The following is a 15368-nucleotide window of genomic DNA, read 5'->3' as shown; positions in this document are numbered from 1 at the left end:
CACAGTCAGCTTAGAACGGCCTGTTATTAGCTTGATTTGGAATGGAAAATTTAGTCAATCATACTTGGCAATCGTGCCATCATATCACGCTGAGCGACGTTTCAGTAGTTGCGATCACCGTGGAAAACTGACGGTCCAACGAATTAGGCCCGGCAGTGTCGCCGGCACAATTAGATTACTGAGGCCAATCCCAATCAGGCTCATCAGTGCGAGCCCTTTTAGATTCGGTGCAGCGGTCAACCAGAGTGGCAACAGGTAGCCGCATTCCAGCAGCGTAACCGACCAGACAAGTTGTCCACAAGCATAGAAGTGGGCCTGTAACCGCTGGGCATCAAAGTGGTGGAACCAATTTTGACGGTCGACCGCCATCAAGGTGACTGTCAGCCAATGCAGCGCTAGAATCACCAGGCTACTGAGAAAAACAGCGCTGCTTAACAATCCGGCATGTTGCCACTGGGTCATGATTAGCTGGGTCCAGCCCCAACTACTGATAGCCAATGCAGCTAAACCACCGGTCACCAGGGCGCTCAGTAGGAACGAGCGTAAGCCCAACCAGAGGGCGATGACTAGAATTCCCGTGACGCCGACAGTCCATTTTAGCGCGTGTTGGCTGACCAACTGATGGCGGGCCTGTTGTTGCGCGGTAATGCCCGTTGTTGTGATTTTTGAAGCTTTAAGCGGCGTCGCCAACAAACTAGCGTGAGTCACCGCTTCTAGCTGGCGCAACGTCTGACGACTGGCTTGGTCACCTGGCGCCGTTTTGAGGAGCACGGTCAGTTGGGTCATGTTAGAATCGCTGCTAACGTTAGTAAACAAGCTGTTCTGGTAAGCTTGGTTGGTGGCGGCGTTGGTGGGTAGGTAGAAACTGTGGCCCACTTCGCTGTCAGCCAAGCTTTCCAAATAGCTGTGGGTGGCTGTCAATGAGCCAATAACGTTTTAAACGGTGCGGTCGTTTGCTTGAGCGACTGTGTCACGCGATGAACGTGTTGATCAACGTGGCCAGCTTCGGTCGCAACGGCGGTTTGGGCACTGACGACGTGATCAAGAGCGGTCGTGGTGCGGCTGCTCAGGCGGTCGAGCTTGCTCAAGGCGCGGTGTAGCTGTTCAGAGTCAGCCTGCTTGGTCGGTTGTTCGTCGTCAGTCGACGGCGTTAACAGTTTGTTGACTGTTTTAAGTTGGTCATTTAATTGGTCGTTCAAATCGGCTAAATCATTGATGCGGTCCGAGAGTTGATCGACGGACTTAGTGTGCTTGCTTGTTGCCGCTTGTTTCAGCGTTTTTTGATCACTGGCCAGTGTTCGCTGCAGTTGCGCCACGCTGGTTTGTTTGCCCGCCAAATCAATGTTGATGGCGGACAATTGATTGTTGACGTAAAAACTAGCGATCGGTTGGCCAGTTGGTCGGGTGACTGAGATGACACGATTAACGTTTGGCACCGCGGTCAATTGACGCGTCAACTGGTCGATCGTTTGGAGCGCGCGTTGGTTGGTCAAGTTCTGAGTGCCTTGTAGCGTAATCGTGATTGGCCCCGTCGCACCGGTACCAAAGTGCGCTTGAACCAGTTGTTGGCCGAGCTCTGCATTGGTTAATTGGGCCTGCTGCCAGGGGCGTAAATTATCGTCCGCAAATTGTTGATTGGCACTGAGAATGCCGGGGACGATCAACAACGCACTGGCGACAAGTCCTAAGGCTGGCTGCCAGTGACTAAACCGACTTAACTGGCCCCATAGGTTGTGCGACCGCGGTTGCCAAGCGTTGGTTCCAGGCCAGAAGAGGCTATCGCCTAGCCAACCGACAAAGGCGTCATTCAGCGTAGGAACGGCGAGTAGCGTGATCATCAGGGCGACCGCAATCGTCCAGGCACTAGCCAGCGTGATGAAAGCCGTCCAGTGTGCGATCAGCGTGATCAGCATCAACGGAATAATCGTCAGTCCCCATTGCCGATAGTGGGTCGTTAAAATCTTAAGCCCAACCGCTTCGGGCGTTTCATCTGCGGCCGACCGCCAGTATGCGCGCATGAAGGACCAAGTCAGAATTGGCGTTAACACTAAGCTAACTAGCCCAGCTAAGCCCAAGGCACTCGCCGTGAGTAGCCAGTGCCATACCAAATGACTGTTGGTAATGAAACTGACCGTGGTAATTAAGGTCACGGCTTGACAGCCCAGGTTCAATAACGGCACTAATAGTGATTTGAAAATCAGGCCGAGTATCATCAGCGTGATGACCGTCCCAATCAGGTAAACGACCAGCAAGGCGCGTCCTTGTCGTAACACGTGTTGCTGATAGACGAGGTCAGAACTGGTGACACTAGTCGTCAACCCGTCGGCAGCAATCGCGTTGTTTAGTTGGTTGGCAATAATCGGCAGGTCAGCCCGAGAGGTTTGCACCGCCGCTAATGCGAGTTCGGTCGAGCCATCGTTAGACCGTAATAATTGGCGGTCGTTGGTCATGCCAGTCGCGGTGCGGAGCTGCACTAGCCCGTACGTATCCGCTTTGCGATTCAGCTTCGCTAACACTTTGGTGATTTGACGGTGTTGTGCTTTCGTCAACTTACCATTGGGACTGCTGAAGACTAATGTTAGTGAACGGGTGTCCGCTAATCCGTGGCCCCATTGCTGTTGGTATTTGGCAGTGGTACGTTGATTTTGTGGCATGGTTGTTTGTTCATTCACAAATGTGGTGATGTTTGGCAATATCACAATACTTGCCAACACCACGATCCCCCAGAAAAATAAAAATAGCCATTTTGGTTTCAATAATTTTCGCATTCGTCTTGACGCCCCCACATCAATTACTTTTTGTTACGCTAATCTTACCATATCAGTCCTGAGATTAGCGGTTTTGTCGCCAGTTTGAAAAGTTAATTACAGTAATTAATTCAGAGTTATGATATCCTAAAACGCTGTGGGGGTGACGTTATCAAAACAGACCGTTTTCAGGCATTCAGTGATGGCATATTTGCGATTCTGATTACCATTTTAGTGCTGGAATTTCATATTCCGAATTATCAGCCCGGTCACTTGTTGCCAGCAATACTGGCACAGTGGTTAATGTTGTCGTACGTCTTTTCATACTTTTACGTCGGAACTTTGTGGCTGTTTCACCATGATTATTTCAATATGTTGCAACGAATCGACCGTAATTTGAACATGTTGAACCTATTGATGTTATTTAGCATTACGTTGATCGATTATCCGATGTCGTTAGTGGCGGATGCGCTAACGACTGGTAATCGCCAAGACATGCAGACAGCCTTTATCGTTTACGATTTGGTCGCGCTCTTTATTTCTGCGACCTTTTACCTGATGTATGCGTACTTGCATCATCATCAAGCGTTAAAAAAGCCGGGGGTCTCCATGGCTTTCTATACCGCAATCAAACTGGACCCGGTGCGTAGCGTGACGATTTACGCGTTAGCGATCATCGCGACGTTCTGGTCGGTCTGGCTTGGGGTGATTCTGCTGGCGAGCGGCATCATCTTTCACTTTGTCGCATATTTACGGATGAGTCATCAATTAGAGCAGGCGAAAGGAGGCACACAGTGATGGATTATTCTAGTTTATTAGGTCCGGACCGCTATGATTTGGCGGTCACGTTAGCCAAGCAGTACCATCTGGATCCCAGCCAAGTCTTGTTCGGCTACTTACAAGTGGTCAGCCAAGTCACGGGTGGAACGGATGCTGAACACGCCGACTTGCATGAACCAAAAGTCCGTGCAGCGATTAATCAAGAATTTGAGCATTTTTTGAAACGCCGTCATTGATCAGAACGCCACGATACCGCCTAGATTGGCACGTACCGTGGCGTTTTTGTGTTGCGCTATTGCCATGCGGAGGTGCGATGGGACTATTTTTGGATAACTGACAAACGATTCCTTCAAGGCCGCAATGTTCGCCGAGCAAGTTATAATCACAATCATATTGGTTGGTGACGATGGCTAGCTGTTTGTGGCAATGGCAATGTTGACCGACCAATCGCGCAACTGATGTCACGGTCGGACCTCGCAAGCAATCCGAAGTCTATAAAGAATGGAATCAGGGTGAGTAGCTGCGAGTTAAGAAAAGTAAATTCAGTTGTGATATACAGACGGAAAAAGATGGGTAAACAGATAATATTATAATTTGATTAGAATTCGATTTAATTTTATTGTGACTACATGCTAAAATAGCACTATTCACCCTTCCTGTCACCTCAGCCCCTCGGCGCATTTCTGATCAAGTTCAATGAACAGCATCATCAACAATTCAAAGCTAAAGTGAAGTGATTCAATGAAAAATATCTATGTCCTCCTTGCTGGAGAGTCGACATCGCAATTCGGTAATAATTTATTTGATATTGCGATTATGTGGTATCTGTATCGACTGACTGATAATTCAACGACGATTGGCCTGATTTCTGGGACATTCAATGCGTTAGTCGTGCTGAATGTACTGACGGGATATTTAGCCGATCGGTTTCCTAAGACCAAAGTGATGATGACGATTGACGGGTTACAAGCCGTATTAATGGGCGTCGCCACTTATTTGTATTACGGCTTTGCACTTAATATTTGGCGCTGGTGGGGGTCGCGTTTATCGCTAAAATTCTGGGAACTGTTTTTGATCCGGCTGAGAATGCGTTAATTCCGCAAATTGTCCCGACTGATCAATTACAGCGCGTCAATAGTATGAATCAAGGCGTTAAGGTGTGCGCCCAATTAGTGGGCATGTTAGCTGGCGGTAGTCTAGTTGCGTTCGTCTCGCTAGCTGATTTCGTTTTGATCAATGGTCTGACGTTCTTGGTCTCGCTAGGTTGTATCGTGATTGTACATAAACGGGTGGGCCACGCTGAACAAGTGAGCGTCGAGCAGGTGCAAACCCGGGATTGGTATGCTGGCTTAGCTTACGTCTATCATAACCCGATGTTGCGAACGCTAATTTTACTAGCCGTAATCGTGAATATGGTGATTGGTCCCGTGCTAGGACTGAATATCATCTGGACGCGGGGAACCTTACATGCCAGTGCCGTCGTCTATAGCTTGGCACAAGCGCTGTTCATCATTGGGGTGGTGGCTGGCAGTATTCTGATCAATTTTGTTAAAACGACTTTTAAGACCAAGTTACTGCTAGCTTTGACGACGATGACGGTCGCGGTGACGTTCATGGTGTTGACGCGCAGTATCGGTACCACCTTGATTGCGATGATGGTGATTGGCATGGCGGGTGGCTTTGTGAATGTGTCGCTATTCACTTTGATCCAATTGAAAACGCCCGGCGAACTATTAGGGCGGGTGAACGGTGCGATGATGTCTTGCACGAATATTTCAATGCCGATTGGTATCGCACTCGGCGGCGTCATAACCAGGTATGTCGGTATTGCAACCGTATTTATCATCGGCAGTGCGATTACCCTAATGGCATTACTTGCGATGAGTCGGGTGACGCTCAACGAAGCTTGATTGGATAGTCTATTTCCAGCTCAATCAGCAAATTGGTCCATCATGTTGGTATTCCTCGAAGTACCTTAAGCAGGTGATGCGATTTAGTTACGCAGGTTGGGTTGGAAGGACTCAAGCAATGACGCAGTATGATCAATAAAAAAACACTAGTGGCCACAACATTCGGGCAAGTAAGAATGTTGTAACCACTAGTTTTTTTAGCCTTATATCGAGTTTTTGCGGTACTGATTCCTTATTCAAGCAATCAACGTAACCATGCCATCAATTCAAATCTCGTAAAGATTTAGCACTTAAAGCTTGAACATAACTCGACCGGCCAGAGCCGCTGAGCTGTTGATTAGTATCCAAATAAATTTGCCCCGTCCATCGCTTGGACGTTTTGGTTGGTGGTCGCAGTATCACGCGATAGACGATTGGACAATTTTCGAGCGTGACCTGTTGATGAGATTGTCCCGTCGCTTTTAGATATCGCTTGCTCTCCGCTAATGTTTGCGGGCTTGAGAAAGTATAGTCATACCAAACAATGCCACTGAAGGGACCAGATTCTTCTTTAATTAGCTTGCTTCTTGGAATTTGATTGCCATCATGATTTTCTTTCAGCATTACCTCAAGTGTTGCCCGTGCCTTAGTCATCTCCATGCTAGATTTAACGGACACACCAATTAAGAGGATACCAATAATGAGCAGAACAGAAACCGTCCAACTGAGAATTTGATGTCTTTTAAAAAAAGCGAATATGGGTAATAACTGCTTGTCCCAATGATTGATAAAATTCATTTTGTATCCCCCATTTTTAGCATATACAAAACATAACAGGGGTAATGTCGCTTGTCACGAACTTATGAAATTTATACGTAGAACGTTATCACAAGCCAGTGAGCTTTTTTGAATTGAACATAACTAAATTTATACAAGTAGGGTCCGTCAACCGGTAGAAAAAGTGAGTATTGAGAAAATCCGCTCAACAAATGCGAATCCTAAACTGTTTTCAAAAATTTATTTTAGAATTTTTGAAGGCAAAATATTTTCACTGAAATTTTTTTGCAGCATCCCCACAAAAAGGTCTCTGGATCTATTTTCATGGTTATTTCTTTTATTAAAGCCTCAAAATGGAAGTCACTAAAATATTTATACATATGGCGGACCGTGCCTTGGAACCGCGCCCAATTTAAACAGGCGACGGTAGTATCTCGATGAAAATCAGTCCGCTGGAAAGACGTACGGTGTTTGCCAATCCGCGGCCATCTCCGGTGTTAAGGTCAAACTTTGCTGACGACCAGTCGTGCGGGGAATGAAGTGGTAAGTGCGGGTCTCCAGCTGAATCAAACAACGATAATGCGTGTAATTATGACTGATGAGGTTGCGCCGGTTCGCATCATACGGCAAGCTGACTTCTTGGAGCCAACGAAAAATAGTCGCAGGCACTTGCTCGGATGAAAGTTGTCCCGTTCCCAGTCGCCGCAACGCCATATGAATGAAGCGGTCAGTTGGAATCGGACCAGTCGGCAGGGGCTGCTGCGCCTGAATGACTTGTTGGGCAGCCTGCTGAGTTGCTGCGGTGATTTGAGTGCCGCTTAATCCTAAGTAGCGATTCAAACGGCGCTGATGGTCAACCAGGATTGGTGTATTGGTCAGGACGCCAGCCGGATTCAGTTGAGCAGTCAGGGGGCTACCAGTGGGTTCAATGACCACGCTGGTCTGGCGATCACTTAGGAGCCAATGAAAGGGGTAGACTTCCCCAGTATCGTCGCCCCAGGAAACGCCAACGAGATTGATCCGGGGCAGGTCGGCGATGACGGCAGCGACTGACGCGTGTTCACCTAACACCCAGTTGATAAAAGCTTGCGGGGTCAAGTTGATTTGACCGGGGACTGATTCAGTCGCGTAGTTGACCGCGTGTGGCAGGTAAAGTTCGGCACAGGTTAAACCCGCTTCGTTGATTCCATCAGCCATCAAACAGCTACTAAAATGCTTGGGTAGGCGGCCACCGCCGAGAATGGCATACTGGGTCGTTCGCTCAGTCGCTAAGCCGGTTGGCCACTGATAGTGCCGCGGTAAAAAAATTGGCCGCCAGGGTGTCGTCGTTGGAAAGTCCATCGTTCGAGCAAAGTAGTGTTGGTCGTCAATATCAAGATAAGTTAAACTAGTGCACATGTGGCCGCCTCCTGATCAAGTTATGGTGAATGTATGCTGTGAGTTAATGTGTTTTGAATCGTGATTAAAACATGCAGTCCTTGAGTTCAAAAGAAGTTAGCTGAAGACAGGATAAGCTCGCGTCAATCCACAGTGGTAGACACGTTGAACACTGGCTTCCAGGTCTATTGGACAATAGTCAAAGCATGGTGGGCGTGAATGGTCATCAAAAAGTGAGCCAACCAGCTGGCAGATTTTAATCATCAGTAAGATTAAATAATAACTAGCAAATCCGTATATTACATCTAGTATACGCCAAAAGTGGACGTCGAGCAGGTCAGTGTTATTGGTATGCTGGTATTGGAAACGCTACCTACAAGAATTAGTTAGTCCGGTCACTAATGGTGATGCCGCTGCAATTAACCAAGTAACTGCGCCGGTTCGTAAACTCATTGTTTTCTAATTTTTACAAACGTGCTATAATGAGGTTTCAATAACTATCAAAGCGAGGTCTTCATAGTGAGTGGATATAACGTCGCGATTGTCGGTGCAACTGGTGCAGTTGGCGCGCGGATGATCAAAATGGTGGAACAGACGAGTTTACCTGTCAATTCAGTTAAACTTTTGGCATCAAGTCGTTCAGCCGGGAAACAATTACAGTTCAATGGTCAAGCCTTAACTGTCGAAGAGACCGTCCCTGAATCATTCGAAGGAATCGATTTAGCCCTCTTCTCAGCGGGTGGCTCAGTATCTAAGAAATTTGCCCCTGAAGCAGTCAAACGGGGTGCCGTAGTTGTTGACAATACGAGTGCCTTCCGGATGGATCCTAAGATTCCATTGGTTGTTCCTGAAGTTAACCCTGAAGCATTGAAGCTTCATCATGGAATCGTGGCTAACCCGAACTGCTCAACCATCCAAATGGTCGTTGCTTTGGAACCAGTGCGTCAAGCATTTGGACTGAAGCGGGTCATCGTTTCAACTTACCAAGCCGTTGGTGGTGCCGGTAACCGGGCCTTGAAGGAATTGCATGATGAAACCGAAGCCTACTTAAAAGGTGAAGAGATGGAAGCCCATATCTTACCTGTTGCGGGCGACAAGAAGCATTATCCGATTGCCTTCAACGCGTTACCACAAATTGACGTGTTTGAAGAAGATGGCTACACCCATGAAGAATGGAAGATGATCCATGAAACCAAAAAGATCATGTGTGGCGGCGACATGGACAGTAAAGATATCAAAGTAACTGCAACTTGTGTGCGGATTCCAGTGCCAGTTAGTCACTCCGAATCAGTTTACTTCGAAGTTGAAGATCCTAAAGCAACCGTCAAGGGCATTCAAGATGCTTTGGCAGCTGCACCAGGGGTGGTCTTACAAGATGACCCTGATCATCAAATCTATCCACAAGCACATAATGCGGAAGGTTCCAAGGACACGTTTGTCGGCCGGGTTCGTCCTGACCAAGAAACCCCACAAGCTTTCCATATGTGGAACGTTTCTGACAACCTCTTAAAAGGGGCTGCCTGGAACTCAGTTCAGATTGCGGAAACGATGGATAAGATGGGCTTATTGCACGTGCAATAGTCTCAGATGAGTCATGACTTGATTGGCTCGAATTATAAAACGACTTCTCAATTAAGATTGGGAGGTCGTTTTTAGGTACGATTGATTTTGTTGGAGAATGTCGAGTATTTACATCTCCAGCTTGTGGGCGCATAATTGTTCCATTTACACATTAGTTTGTGGTAAAGTAATGTGTAAATGGAACATTTGGGGGTGAGTGCATGACTTTATATAACCAGGCAAAAGTCTTATTGCGTAAATACAACGGAACATTCACAAGACGTCAGGCAATCTCAGAAGGAATTGTGGCGCCATTATTAAGCCGAATGGTTGAACAGGAATTAATTGAACGAGTTGGGCCAGGAATATACGCAGACCCGATGTCGTTTGAAGACGAGTTTTTAATCGCACAACTACGCTTGAGTAGAGGCATCTTTTGCAAAGAAACGGCGTTGTATCTGTATAATATGACTGATCGAACGCCCAATTTTATGGAAATGACTTTTCCAAAAGGATATAAGTCAAATTATTTTGATGAATTAAGAATTAAACCGTATCGGCAAATTGATGCGCTTTACGGTATGGGAATTACAACTATCGAAACGCCTTATGGCAATCAGGTCCGAGTCTATGATATTGAGCGGACTTTGTGTGACATTATTCGGCCACCGCATGTTGCTCAGGATGAAGTTGTTCGTCAAGCAATGCAAGGCTATGTACAACGACCTGAAAAGGATCTCAATCGATTAATGAAATATGCGAAAAGCTTAAAAGTTGATGCGAAAATCAAGACTTACATGGGTGTATTACTATGAAAAATAGGTTTACGAATGCCATGCAGATGAAGGCCTACGTAAATAAACAATCTGCGTTGAATAATATTGATCCTCGTTTGCTGATTCAAGAATTCGTGCTTGATGATTTGCTTGAGCGGATTTCGCTTTCTCCCTATCGTGATAATCTTGTCTTGAAAGGTGGCTTCTTGATCGCATCCCTATTAGGAATAGACACGCGCTCTACTCATGACTTGGATACTACAGTTGTTGGTATGCCCATTAACCCGAATCAATTAATGTCTGTTTTTACGAAGGTGTGTCAAATCGTACCCGAAGATGATCCGATTGAGTTACATCCAGTCAAAATTGAACGAATTCGTGATGACGACAAATATGGTGGGTATCGTGTACATTTTGAAGGCTTGATTTACGGAAAAATTAAGCCGAGGATTAAGATTGATGTTTCGACTGGTGATCAAATTACACCCAATGCAATCAGTTATCAGCATCACCTAATGACTGAGGATAGAACAATTACAATTGCGGCCTATAACATAGAAACAATCTTAGCTGAAAAATTAGAAACAATAATTAGTCGAGGCGCCACCAATTCTAGGTCAAAAGATTTTTATGATTTATACGCACTAATAAAGTTCGAGTATCAAAACATTGATGTTGACCAATTAAAATTGGCATTGACTAATACTGCAGCTCATCGAAGAACACTTGAAACCCTTCGTGATTATCAGGAAATAATCGCTGATGTTATGAATGATAAAGACATGAATACACGGTGGCACATTTATCAGCGAGACAATGAATTTGCAAAGAACATCAGTTTTCAAGATACTTGTAGCACAGTAGTTGAGTTGCTGAATGAAATTTTGAAACAAAAATAGTTTGTTTCAAAATTTCGGAAGAAAATGGGTGAAAGCTGGTATTTGGGGAAAGATTGAGATTCCAATGAATTTTGAGCGATTGTTGAATCTGAATCACTTTTATTGCAATGTGCGACAATTTCCAGAATCACGGAGACACCAAATTCGCGTAAATTTCTCCGGACATCATCCATAACTAAATTAGATCAATTCGTGTCTGAATAATACGACGGTCCAAACCGAGCGTACATTGTATGCCAAGTTTGAACCGTCGTTTTTGATTATTCAGATGCGTGAAGTAAAAAATCGTGGCAGCTGTTTTCAGCTCCCAGCCACCTTCTTTAACTAGCGAGATCATCCGCTTGCGGCTGCTTGACGAATAGCGCGCCGATGCCGATTAGCAGAAAGCAGATGCCGGTGAGATAGGCTGCGTTGGGGGCAACGACGTTATAGAGTAAGACCAGGCCGATACTGCCAAGTGGCACGGCAATCGTGACGAGCGAGCTTAGCGCCCCCGTGACCGTACCAATCATCGTTTGGTCAGTGGTGGCAATGATTTGTGCCGTTAGTTTAGGATTCAACTGTCCCAGACAAAAGGCGGAGAAACACATGCCAGCAAGTAAGAGCCAATAATTCTGGCCCACGATAAAATTAATGAACAGCACTAAAACCGTAGCCGTCGTGGTGACCATGATGGTTCTGTAGGATAAATGGTCCAGAAGTTGGGACTTGGCAAGGCTACCAATGACCGAACCAGCAATGAAGCCGATATTGACCAGCAAAATTTCAACACTGAATGGCAAGGCCGTCAGATGCGGATGGTTAAGAATGAATAAGTTGATCAGCGCGTCGATACTGGCTGCCACACCGTTAACGATGATAATCGAGGTCAGCAGGCTAATAATATTCATCCCAGAAGAGTGTTGCAGAATCGTGATGACCTGGTGACGCAAATCCGAAGCCCGCCGTTTTTGCGGGTGGGCTGGAATTCGGACGTCGATCGTCCGGTGACCAATCATCAAAATGCCGGCAGCGACTAAGAAAGTCACCGCATTAATATAGCCTGCGAGCGCGTAGTCATGCGTTGCGGCAATGATGGTGATTCCCAGCGACTGTCCAACTGGCTGTAGTAGGGTAGTGACACTTTGATTTAACCCTAATACTTGCTGGCGATGCTCATCCGGAATTTTTTGTTTCAGAATTGGCAGGCGGAGACTGGAGCTGTAGATTCCCAGGCAATCCGAGACGATGTTAATGAGAACCACGACTAGGAATAAAATGAAGGTTCGGCGGGTAATGATTAAGCCGAGCAACACGTATAGCGCGGCTTGAACGAGCTTCGCCCCGATGAGAAAGCGACTCTTGTTCAGAGAGTAGTCTGCGAACCGGCCGATGATGACTGCCAACATGCCGGGGACGATCGATCCCAGTGAGACGATTGAGACCAGGGCAGTTGGATGTTGGAAGCTCTTGGCATAGGTCAGTAAGATGATGTTGAAAATACTGATGCCGAGCGTCTCTGCCAGGTTAGCGCCGGTGATGGTGAGATTGGCCTTGTTCGTGATGAGATTTTTCATATATGTATCAGCGTCCTTTTGAAATGTGATTTCAGCATATTACCGATGGTGAAGCGAATTAGAAAATTTGACTAAATTGCCTGGTGACTGATGCCCCGGTTGGGATGATGCCAAATTTTTGGCAGACTAGGTGAAAATCAAAACTAGATTGGTGTGAACGGGTGTACTGGAAAAGTTTGGTTGATTAATTATAATACAGTTATAATCAAGCGTCTGTTTTTAATTCTAATCTAATTTTATAATTTAAATTTATCTTCTGATTTTAAGTGGAAGTGTAAAGTGTTTATTTGCAGTACCAATGAATGGGGCTAAGGCTCACTGAGGCCACGGCGAGTTAAATTAGAAAATAAAGTATGTTGCTTGCAAAACAGAATAGCAGCATTCACTGTCTGTCAAATTGTCTGTCAGCTGTCGAAAATAAAAAATCAGACTTGCCTTGGAGTTCACATCAAGGTATATCGTTAGACACATTATTTGTCTCAGTTACGATGGCTCATAAATCGTAATGCTTGCGTGTCAACGTAAGAATGCAGCACCAAGTCTGACTAAATGAGACTTGGTTTGCTTATGACGAGGTGATTATCATTTCCATTGATATGGTGCTGCTAACACAATGGCCGCAATGATTGGAGGAAAATTGATGCTCAAACGATACCCTGTTGCACTGTATGCGGTCTGGCTGGTTATTTTAATTGTCATTCCGCTTCCACTGATATGGTCACTTGATGTGCAACTGTTAGATACTAGTCGAAATTTATTAATTTATGATGCAGGAGCAGTTGCCTATACGTGGTGGTTAACGATTGTTGCATTGTCTGTTCGACCGCGCTGGCTGGACCGACTCATTGGACTGCCGGCGATGTATTTTGTTCATGGCCTGGTCGGAGTACTCGCACTAATTCTAGCAACAGTTCATGTTCAGCTTGCATATACGATGCATGATATTATTCGCATCACGGGTAGGTGGGCATGGTATTTGGCTATTTTTGGCATTCTATACGCAATGTTTTTCATGTCGGGGTGGATTGTCGATCGATTAGTGCCAGTACAGCGACTCAAGAATAAGCTGCAATTTTTCTTTAAGCATCAGTTATCGGTATGGATTCACCGGTTGAATTTCGTGATGATTGGTTTGATTTGGCTTCATGTTCACGTTATTCCGCGCGTCAATGCCCTGCATCCATTTATCCTGATATTTGATTTATATACTGTGGTGGCACTAGGCCTATACGCTTGGTACAAGTTCGTCGCTTCCGCTTCAGAAAGTCGCAAGGGAAAACTGATTGCAAATAAAATGATTAATGCTCGTGTTCGTCAGTTGACGGTTGAATTAACAGGGGCAGTCAACATGTTTCGTCCAGGTGATTTTTACTTTCTGAGTTTTCCCGCTGTAAAAGGGCTGAGCAAAGAAGCCCATCCGTTCTCTGTGACTACCGTGCCTAATAAAGCTCACACAGTTGTTTTTACCATTCAAACAAGCGGTGATTATACGGAGAACTTAGCCTTAGCTTCTCCAGGTGACCCGGTTCGCCTCGAGGGGCCATTTGGTCGCTTTGACAAAATCCTTTCTCACGATGACCCTCAGCAGCCGCTAATTCTGTATGGTATGGGAACCGGATTAGCCCCATTACTTAGTTTAGCCGACGCCTATGCTTCGGTACGCCCAGTTCATTTATTTTGGACCGTGCGTCCGGGAGATGCGCAGATATTTGATCAACAATTCGAGACGTTATTAGCTCGTCATCCCCAAATAAAATTGAATCGGCACGTTCATCGATTTGAGCCCAAGGACCTTCAGAGGCTGCTATCTAAGAAAGAAATTCAGTCTGGACGATTTGTGGTTGTTGGAAATGCCAGTGGCGTGTTACAGATTGAAAAAACATTTGTTGCGTTGGGTGTGGGTCGAAGCCGGCTAACAGATGAACGATTGACGATGTAGCCCGTATTGATCTGAATGGATGGGAGTGAACCTTAATGCGTATCCGCTTATTTCAAGTCATAGTCGTACTCATTATTTTGATTGGAGGAGGCGTTTGCTATATGAGATATACTCAGCAAGCTCAGTTTGAAAAACAGTCGGTTAATAAAGGAAATACACTGGCACAATCTGAAAAACGAATGGTTGTACCACCCAAGCGATATTTGCAACAAGCCTCTCGTGATCAACGCGGTTCAGTGAAAAAAGTGACTTATCAGACGACAGAACAACATGTTCAGTATTCGAAACAGGCACTCGTCTACTTGCCGGCAGATTATCGACAGGATCGTCAAAAGCCATACGATGTCTTATATCTCATGCACGGTTGGAACATGTCCGCTTCGGATTTTTTAGGCGAAACTGGTACCAATCAAATGACAAGATGGAAATTGATGCTGGATCACGCGATTGCTGAAAAGCGAATTAAGCCACTCATAGTTGTGGCGCCGACCTATTATCAGGACCGGACAAAGATAACATCGGATTGGGACGACGACCTCCCGTTGAATCGGCGATTTGCGACGCAGGAATTAACCAACGACCTGATGCCAGTGATTGCCAGTCAGTTTCATACCTATGCGACTGGCACACAGCCATCACAATTGCAGCAAGCCCGCGATCATCAAGCATTTTCCGGCTTTTCAATGGGAAATGCAACGACGTGGTTTGTTTTTCAATATGATTTGAAATTTTTTAGATACTTTATGCCGATGTCAGGGCCAAATGCCAGTGATGCTGCGGTCATGGCTAAGTCTGTTAAGTCAGCAGGTCTTAATCAAGATGATTTCTTTATCGCGGCCTCAGTTGGTGGTGCAGATAGTACCAAGTATGCGATGAAGCCAGCAATTAAATCGTTGTGGCGGCAGTCAGTTTTTACAAAAGATAATTTATGGTACCGTGAAGACCAGCATGGTGGGCACGATGAACAATCTTTTACGAATCAATCGTATAACGCTTTGCCTTTGCTGTTTAAACAATAGCGGGGGTGGGCGCTAGGAATGAAACAATTCAATACTGATTCCTTTTTCG

General features: G+C 45.7%; 14 protein-coding genes. 9 read left to right on the top strand and 5 right to left on the bottom strand.

All coding sequences use genetic code 11. The features are described from left to right. Positions 1–114: 114 nt before the first annotated feature. Both KGF70_RS17240 and KGF70_RS07525 read right to left on the bottom strand, forming a co-directional pair. Positions 115–786, bottom strand: coding sequence for a hypothetical protein (locus KGF70_RS17240; RefSeq protein ID WP_253954787.1), 672 nt, complete (start codon positions 784–786; stop codon positions 115–117). A 131-nt stretch (positions 787–917) separates the two neighbouring features. Beyond that, positions 918–2768, bottom strand: a complete 1851-nt coding sequence (locus KGF70_RS07525; protein ID WP_253954788.1) for an MMPL family transporter — start codon at positions 2766–2768, stop codon at positions 918–920. Positions 2769–2918: 150 nt separating this feature from the next. On the opposite strand from KGF70_RS07525, the gene KGF70_RS07520 reads away from it, so the two are divergent. The 4 genes from KGF70_RS07520 (at position 2919) to KGF70_RS07505 (ending at position 5437) form a co-directional block, all read left to right on the top strand. Beyond that, positions 2919–3545, top strand: a complete 627-nt coding sequence (locus KGF70_RS07520) for a TMEM175 family protein (RefSeq protein ID WP_216768357.1) — start codon at positions 2919–2921, stop codon at positions 3543–3545. Further along, positions 3545–3763: a hypothetical protein gene (locus KGF70_RS07515; RefSeq protein WP_003639318.1), complete on the top strand. Its 219-nt coding sequence runs from the start codon at positions 3545–3547 to the stop codon at positions 3761–3763. The genes KGF70_RS07520 and KGF70_RS07515 overlap by 1 nt, the downstream gene beginning before the upstream one ends. 505 nt (positions 3764–4268) lie before the next feature. After that, positions 4269–4622: a hypothetical protein gene (locus KGF70_RS07510; protein ID WP_216768342.1), complete on the top strand. Its 354-nt coding sequence runs from the start codon at positions 4269–4271 to the stop codon at positions 4620–4622. Beyond that, on the top strand, positions 4559–5437 hold the full coding sequence (locus KGF70_RS07505) for an MFS transporter (protein ID WP_216779373.1): 879 nt from the start codon (positions 4559–4561) through the stop codon (positions 5435–5437). Before KGF70_RS07510 ends, KGF70_RS07505 begins: the two co-directional genes overlap by 64 nt. A 261-nt stretch (positions 5438–5698) precedes the next feature. On the opposite strand, the gene KGF70_RS07500 is transcribed toward KGF70_RS07505, so the two are convergent. Together KGF70_RS07500 and KGF70_RS07495 are read right to left on the bottom strand one after the other, a co-directional pair. Next, positions 5699–6214 (bottom strand): hypothetical protein, encoded by a 516-nt coding sequence (locus tag KGF70_RS07500; RefSeq protein WP_216768344.1) that lies wholly within the window; start codon positions 6212–6214, stop codon positions 5699–5701. Positions 6215–6637: 423 nt separating this feature from the next. Then, the gene (locus tag KGF70_RS07495; protein WP_216768345.1) at positions 6638–7591 is read right to left on the bottom strand and encodes a linear amide C-N hydrolase; all 954 of its coding nucleotides are present in this window, start codon (positions 7589–7591) and stop codon (positions 6638–6640) included. Positions 7592–8089: 498 nt separating this feature from the next. On the opposite strand from KGF70_RS07495, the gene KGF70_RS07490 reads away from it, so the two are divergent. From KGF70_RS07490 to KGF70_RS07480, 3 genes are all read left to right on the top strand, one after another. Continuing rightward, positions 8090–9151: an aspartate-semialdehyde dehydrogenase gene (locus KGF70_RS07490; protein WP_003639329.1), complete on the top strand. Its 1062-nt coding sequence runs from the start codon at positions 8090–8092 to the stop codon at positions 9149–9151. A gap of 200 nt (positions 9152–9351) precedes the next feature. Next, positions 9352–9945, top strand: coding sequence for a type IV toxin-antitoxin system AbiEi family antitoxin domain-containing protein (locus tag KGF70_RS07485; RefSeq protein ID WP_216768346.1), 594 nt, complete (start codon positions 9352–9354; stop codon positions 9943–9945). Continuing rightward, positions 9942–10805, top strand: a complete 864-nt coding sequence (locus KGF70_RS07480; protein ID WP_216768347.1) for a nucleotidyl transferase AbiEii/AbiGii toxin family protein — start codon at positions 9942–9944, stop codon at positions 10803–10805. The genes KGF70_RS07485 and KGF70_RS07480 overlap by 4 nt, the downstream gene beginning before the upstream one ends. Before the next feature lie 320 nt (positions 10806–11125). On the opposite strand, the gene KGF70_RS07475 is transcribed toward KGF70_RS07480, so the two are convergent. Further along, on the bottom strand, positions 11126–12361 hold the full coding sequence (locus tag KGF70_RS07475) for an MFS transporter (protein WP_216768348.1): 1236 nt from the start codon (positions 12359–12361) through the stop codon (positions 11126–11128). Between the two features lie 613 nt (positions 12362–12974). On the opposite strand from KGF70_RS07475, the gene KGF70_RS07470 reads away from it, so the two are divergent. Continuing rightward, positions 12975–14300, top strand: a complete 1326-nt coding sequence (locus KGF70_RS07470) for an iron reductase (RefSeq protein WP_253954790.1) — start codon at positions 12975–12977, stop codon at positions 14298–14300. Between the two features lie 101 nt (positions 14301–14401). Beyond that, a complete protein-coding gene (locus tag KGF70_RS07465) occupies positions 14402–15319 on the top strand; it encodes an esterase family protein (protein WP_216768349.1) in 918 nt (305 codons plus the stop codon). Positions 15320–15368: the final 49 nt, after the last annotated feature.

The organism is Lactiplantibacillus sp. 7.2.4 (assembly GCF_018991185.1).
Taxonomy (GTDB): Bacteria; Bacillota; Bacilli; order Lactobacillales; family Lactobacillaceae; genus Lactiplantibacillus; species Lactiplantibacillus pentosus.
The sequence above is the reverse complement of the archived record's forward strand: the minus strand, read 5'-3'. Positions and strand labels throughout refer to the sequence as shown.

Coding starts and splice junctions, on each gene's coding strand:
- KGF70_RS07525 (WP_253954788.1), bottom strand. CDS start 2,768: ATGCGAAAATTATTGAAACCAAAATGGCTATTTTTATTTTTCTGGGGG.
- KGF70_RS07515 (WP_003639318.1), top strand. CDS start 3,545: ATGGATTATTCTAGTTTATTAGGTCCGGACCGCTATGATTTGGCGGTC.
- KGF70_RS07495 (WP_216768345.1), bottom strand. CDS start 7,591: ATGTGCACTAGTTTAACTTATCTTGATATTGACGACCAACACTACTTT.
- KGF70_RS17240 (WP_253954787.1), bottom strand. CDS start 786: ATGACCCAACTGACCGTGCTCCTCAAAACGGCGCCAGGTGACCAAGCC.
- KGF70_RS07510 (WP_216768342.1), top strand. CDS start 4,269: ATGAAAAATATCTATGTCCTCCTTGCTGGAGAGTCGACATCGCAATTC.
- KGF70_RS07480 (WP_216768347.1), top strand. CDS start 9,942: ATGAAAAATAGGTTTACGAATGCCATGCAGATGAAGGCCTACGTAAAT.
- KGF70_RS07475 (WP_216768348.1), bottom strand. CDS start 12,361: ATGAAAAATCTCATCACGAACAAGGCCAATCTCACCATCACCGGCGCT.
- KGF70_RS07465 (WP_216768349.1), top strand. CDS start 14,402: ATGAGATATACTCAGCAAGCTCAGTTTGAAAAACAGTCGGTTAATAAA.
- KGF70_RS07485 (WP_216768346.1), top strand. CDS start 9,352: ATGACTTTATATAACCAGGCAAAAGTCTTATTGCGTAAATACAACGGA.
- KGF70_RS07470 (WP_253954790.1), top strand. CDS start 12,975: ATGGCCGCAATGATTGGAGGAAAATTGATGCTCAAACGATACCCTGTT.
- KGF70_RS07500 (WP_216768344.1), bottom strand. CDS start 6,214: ATGAATTTTATCAATCATTGGGACAAGCAGTTATTACCCATATTCGCT.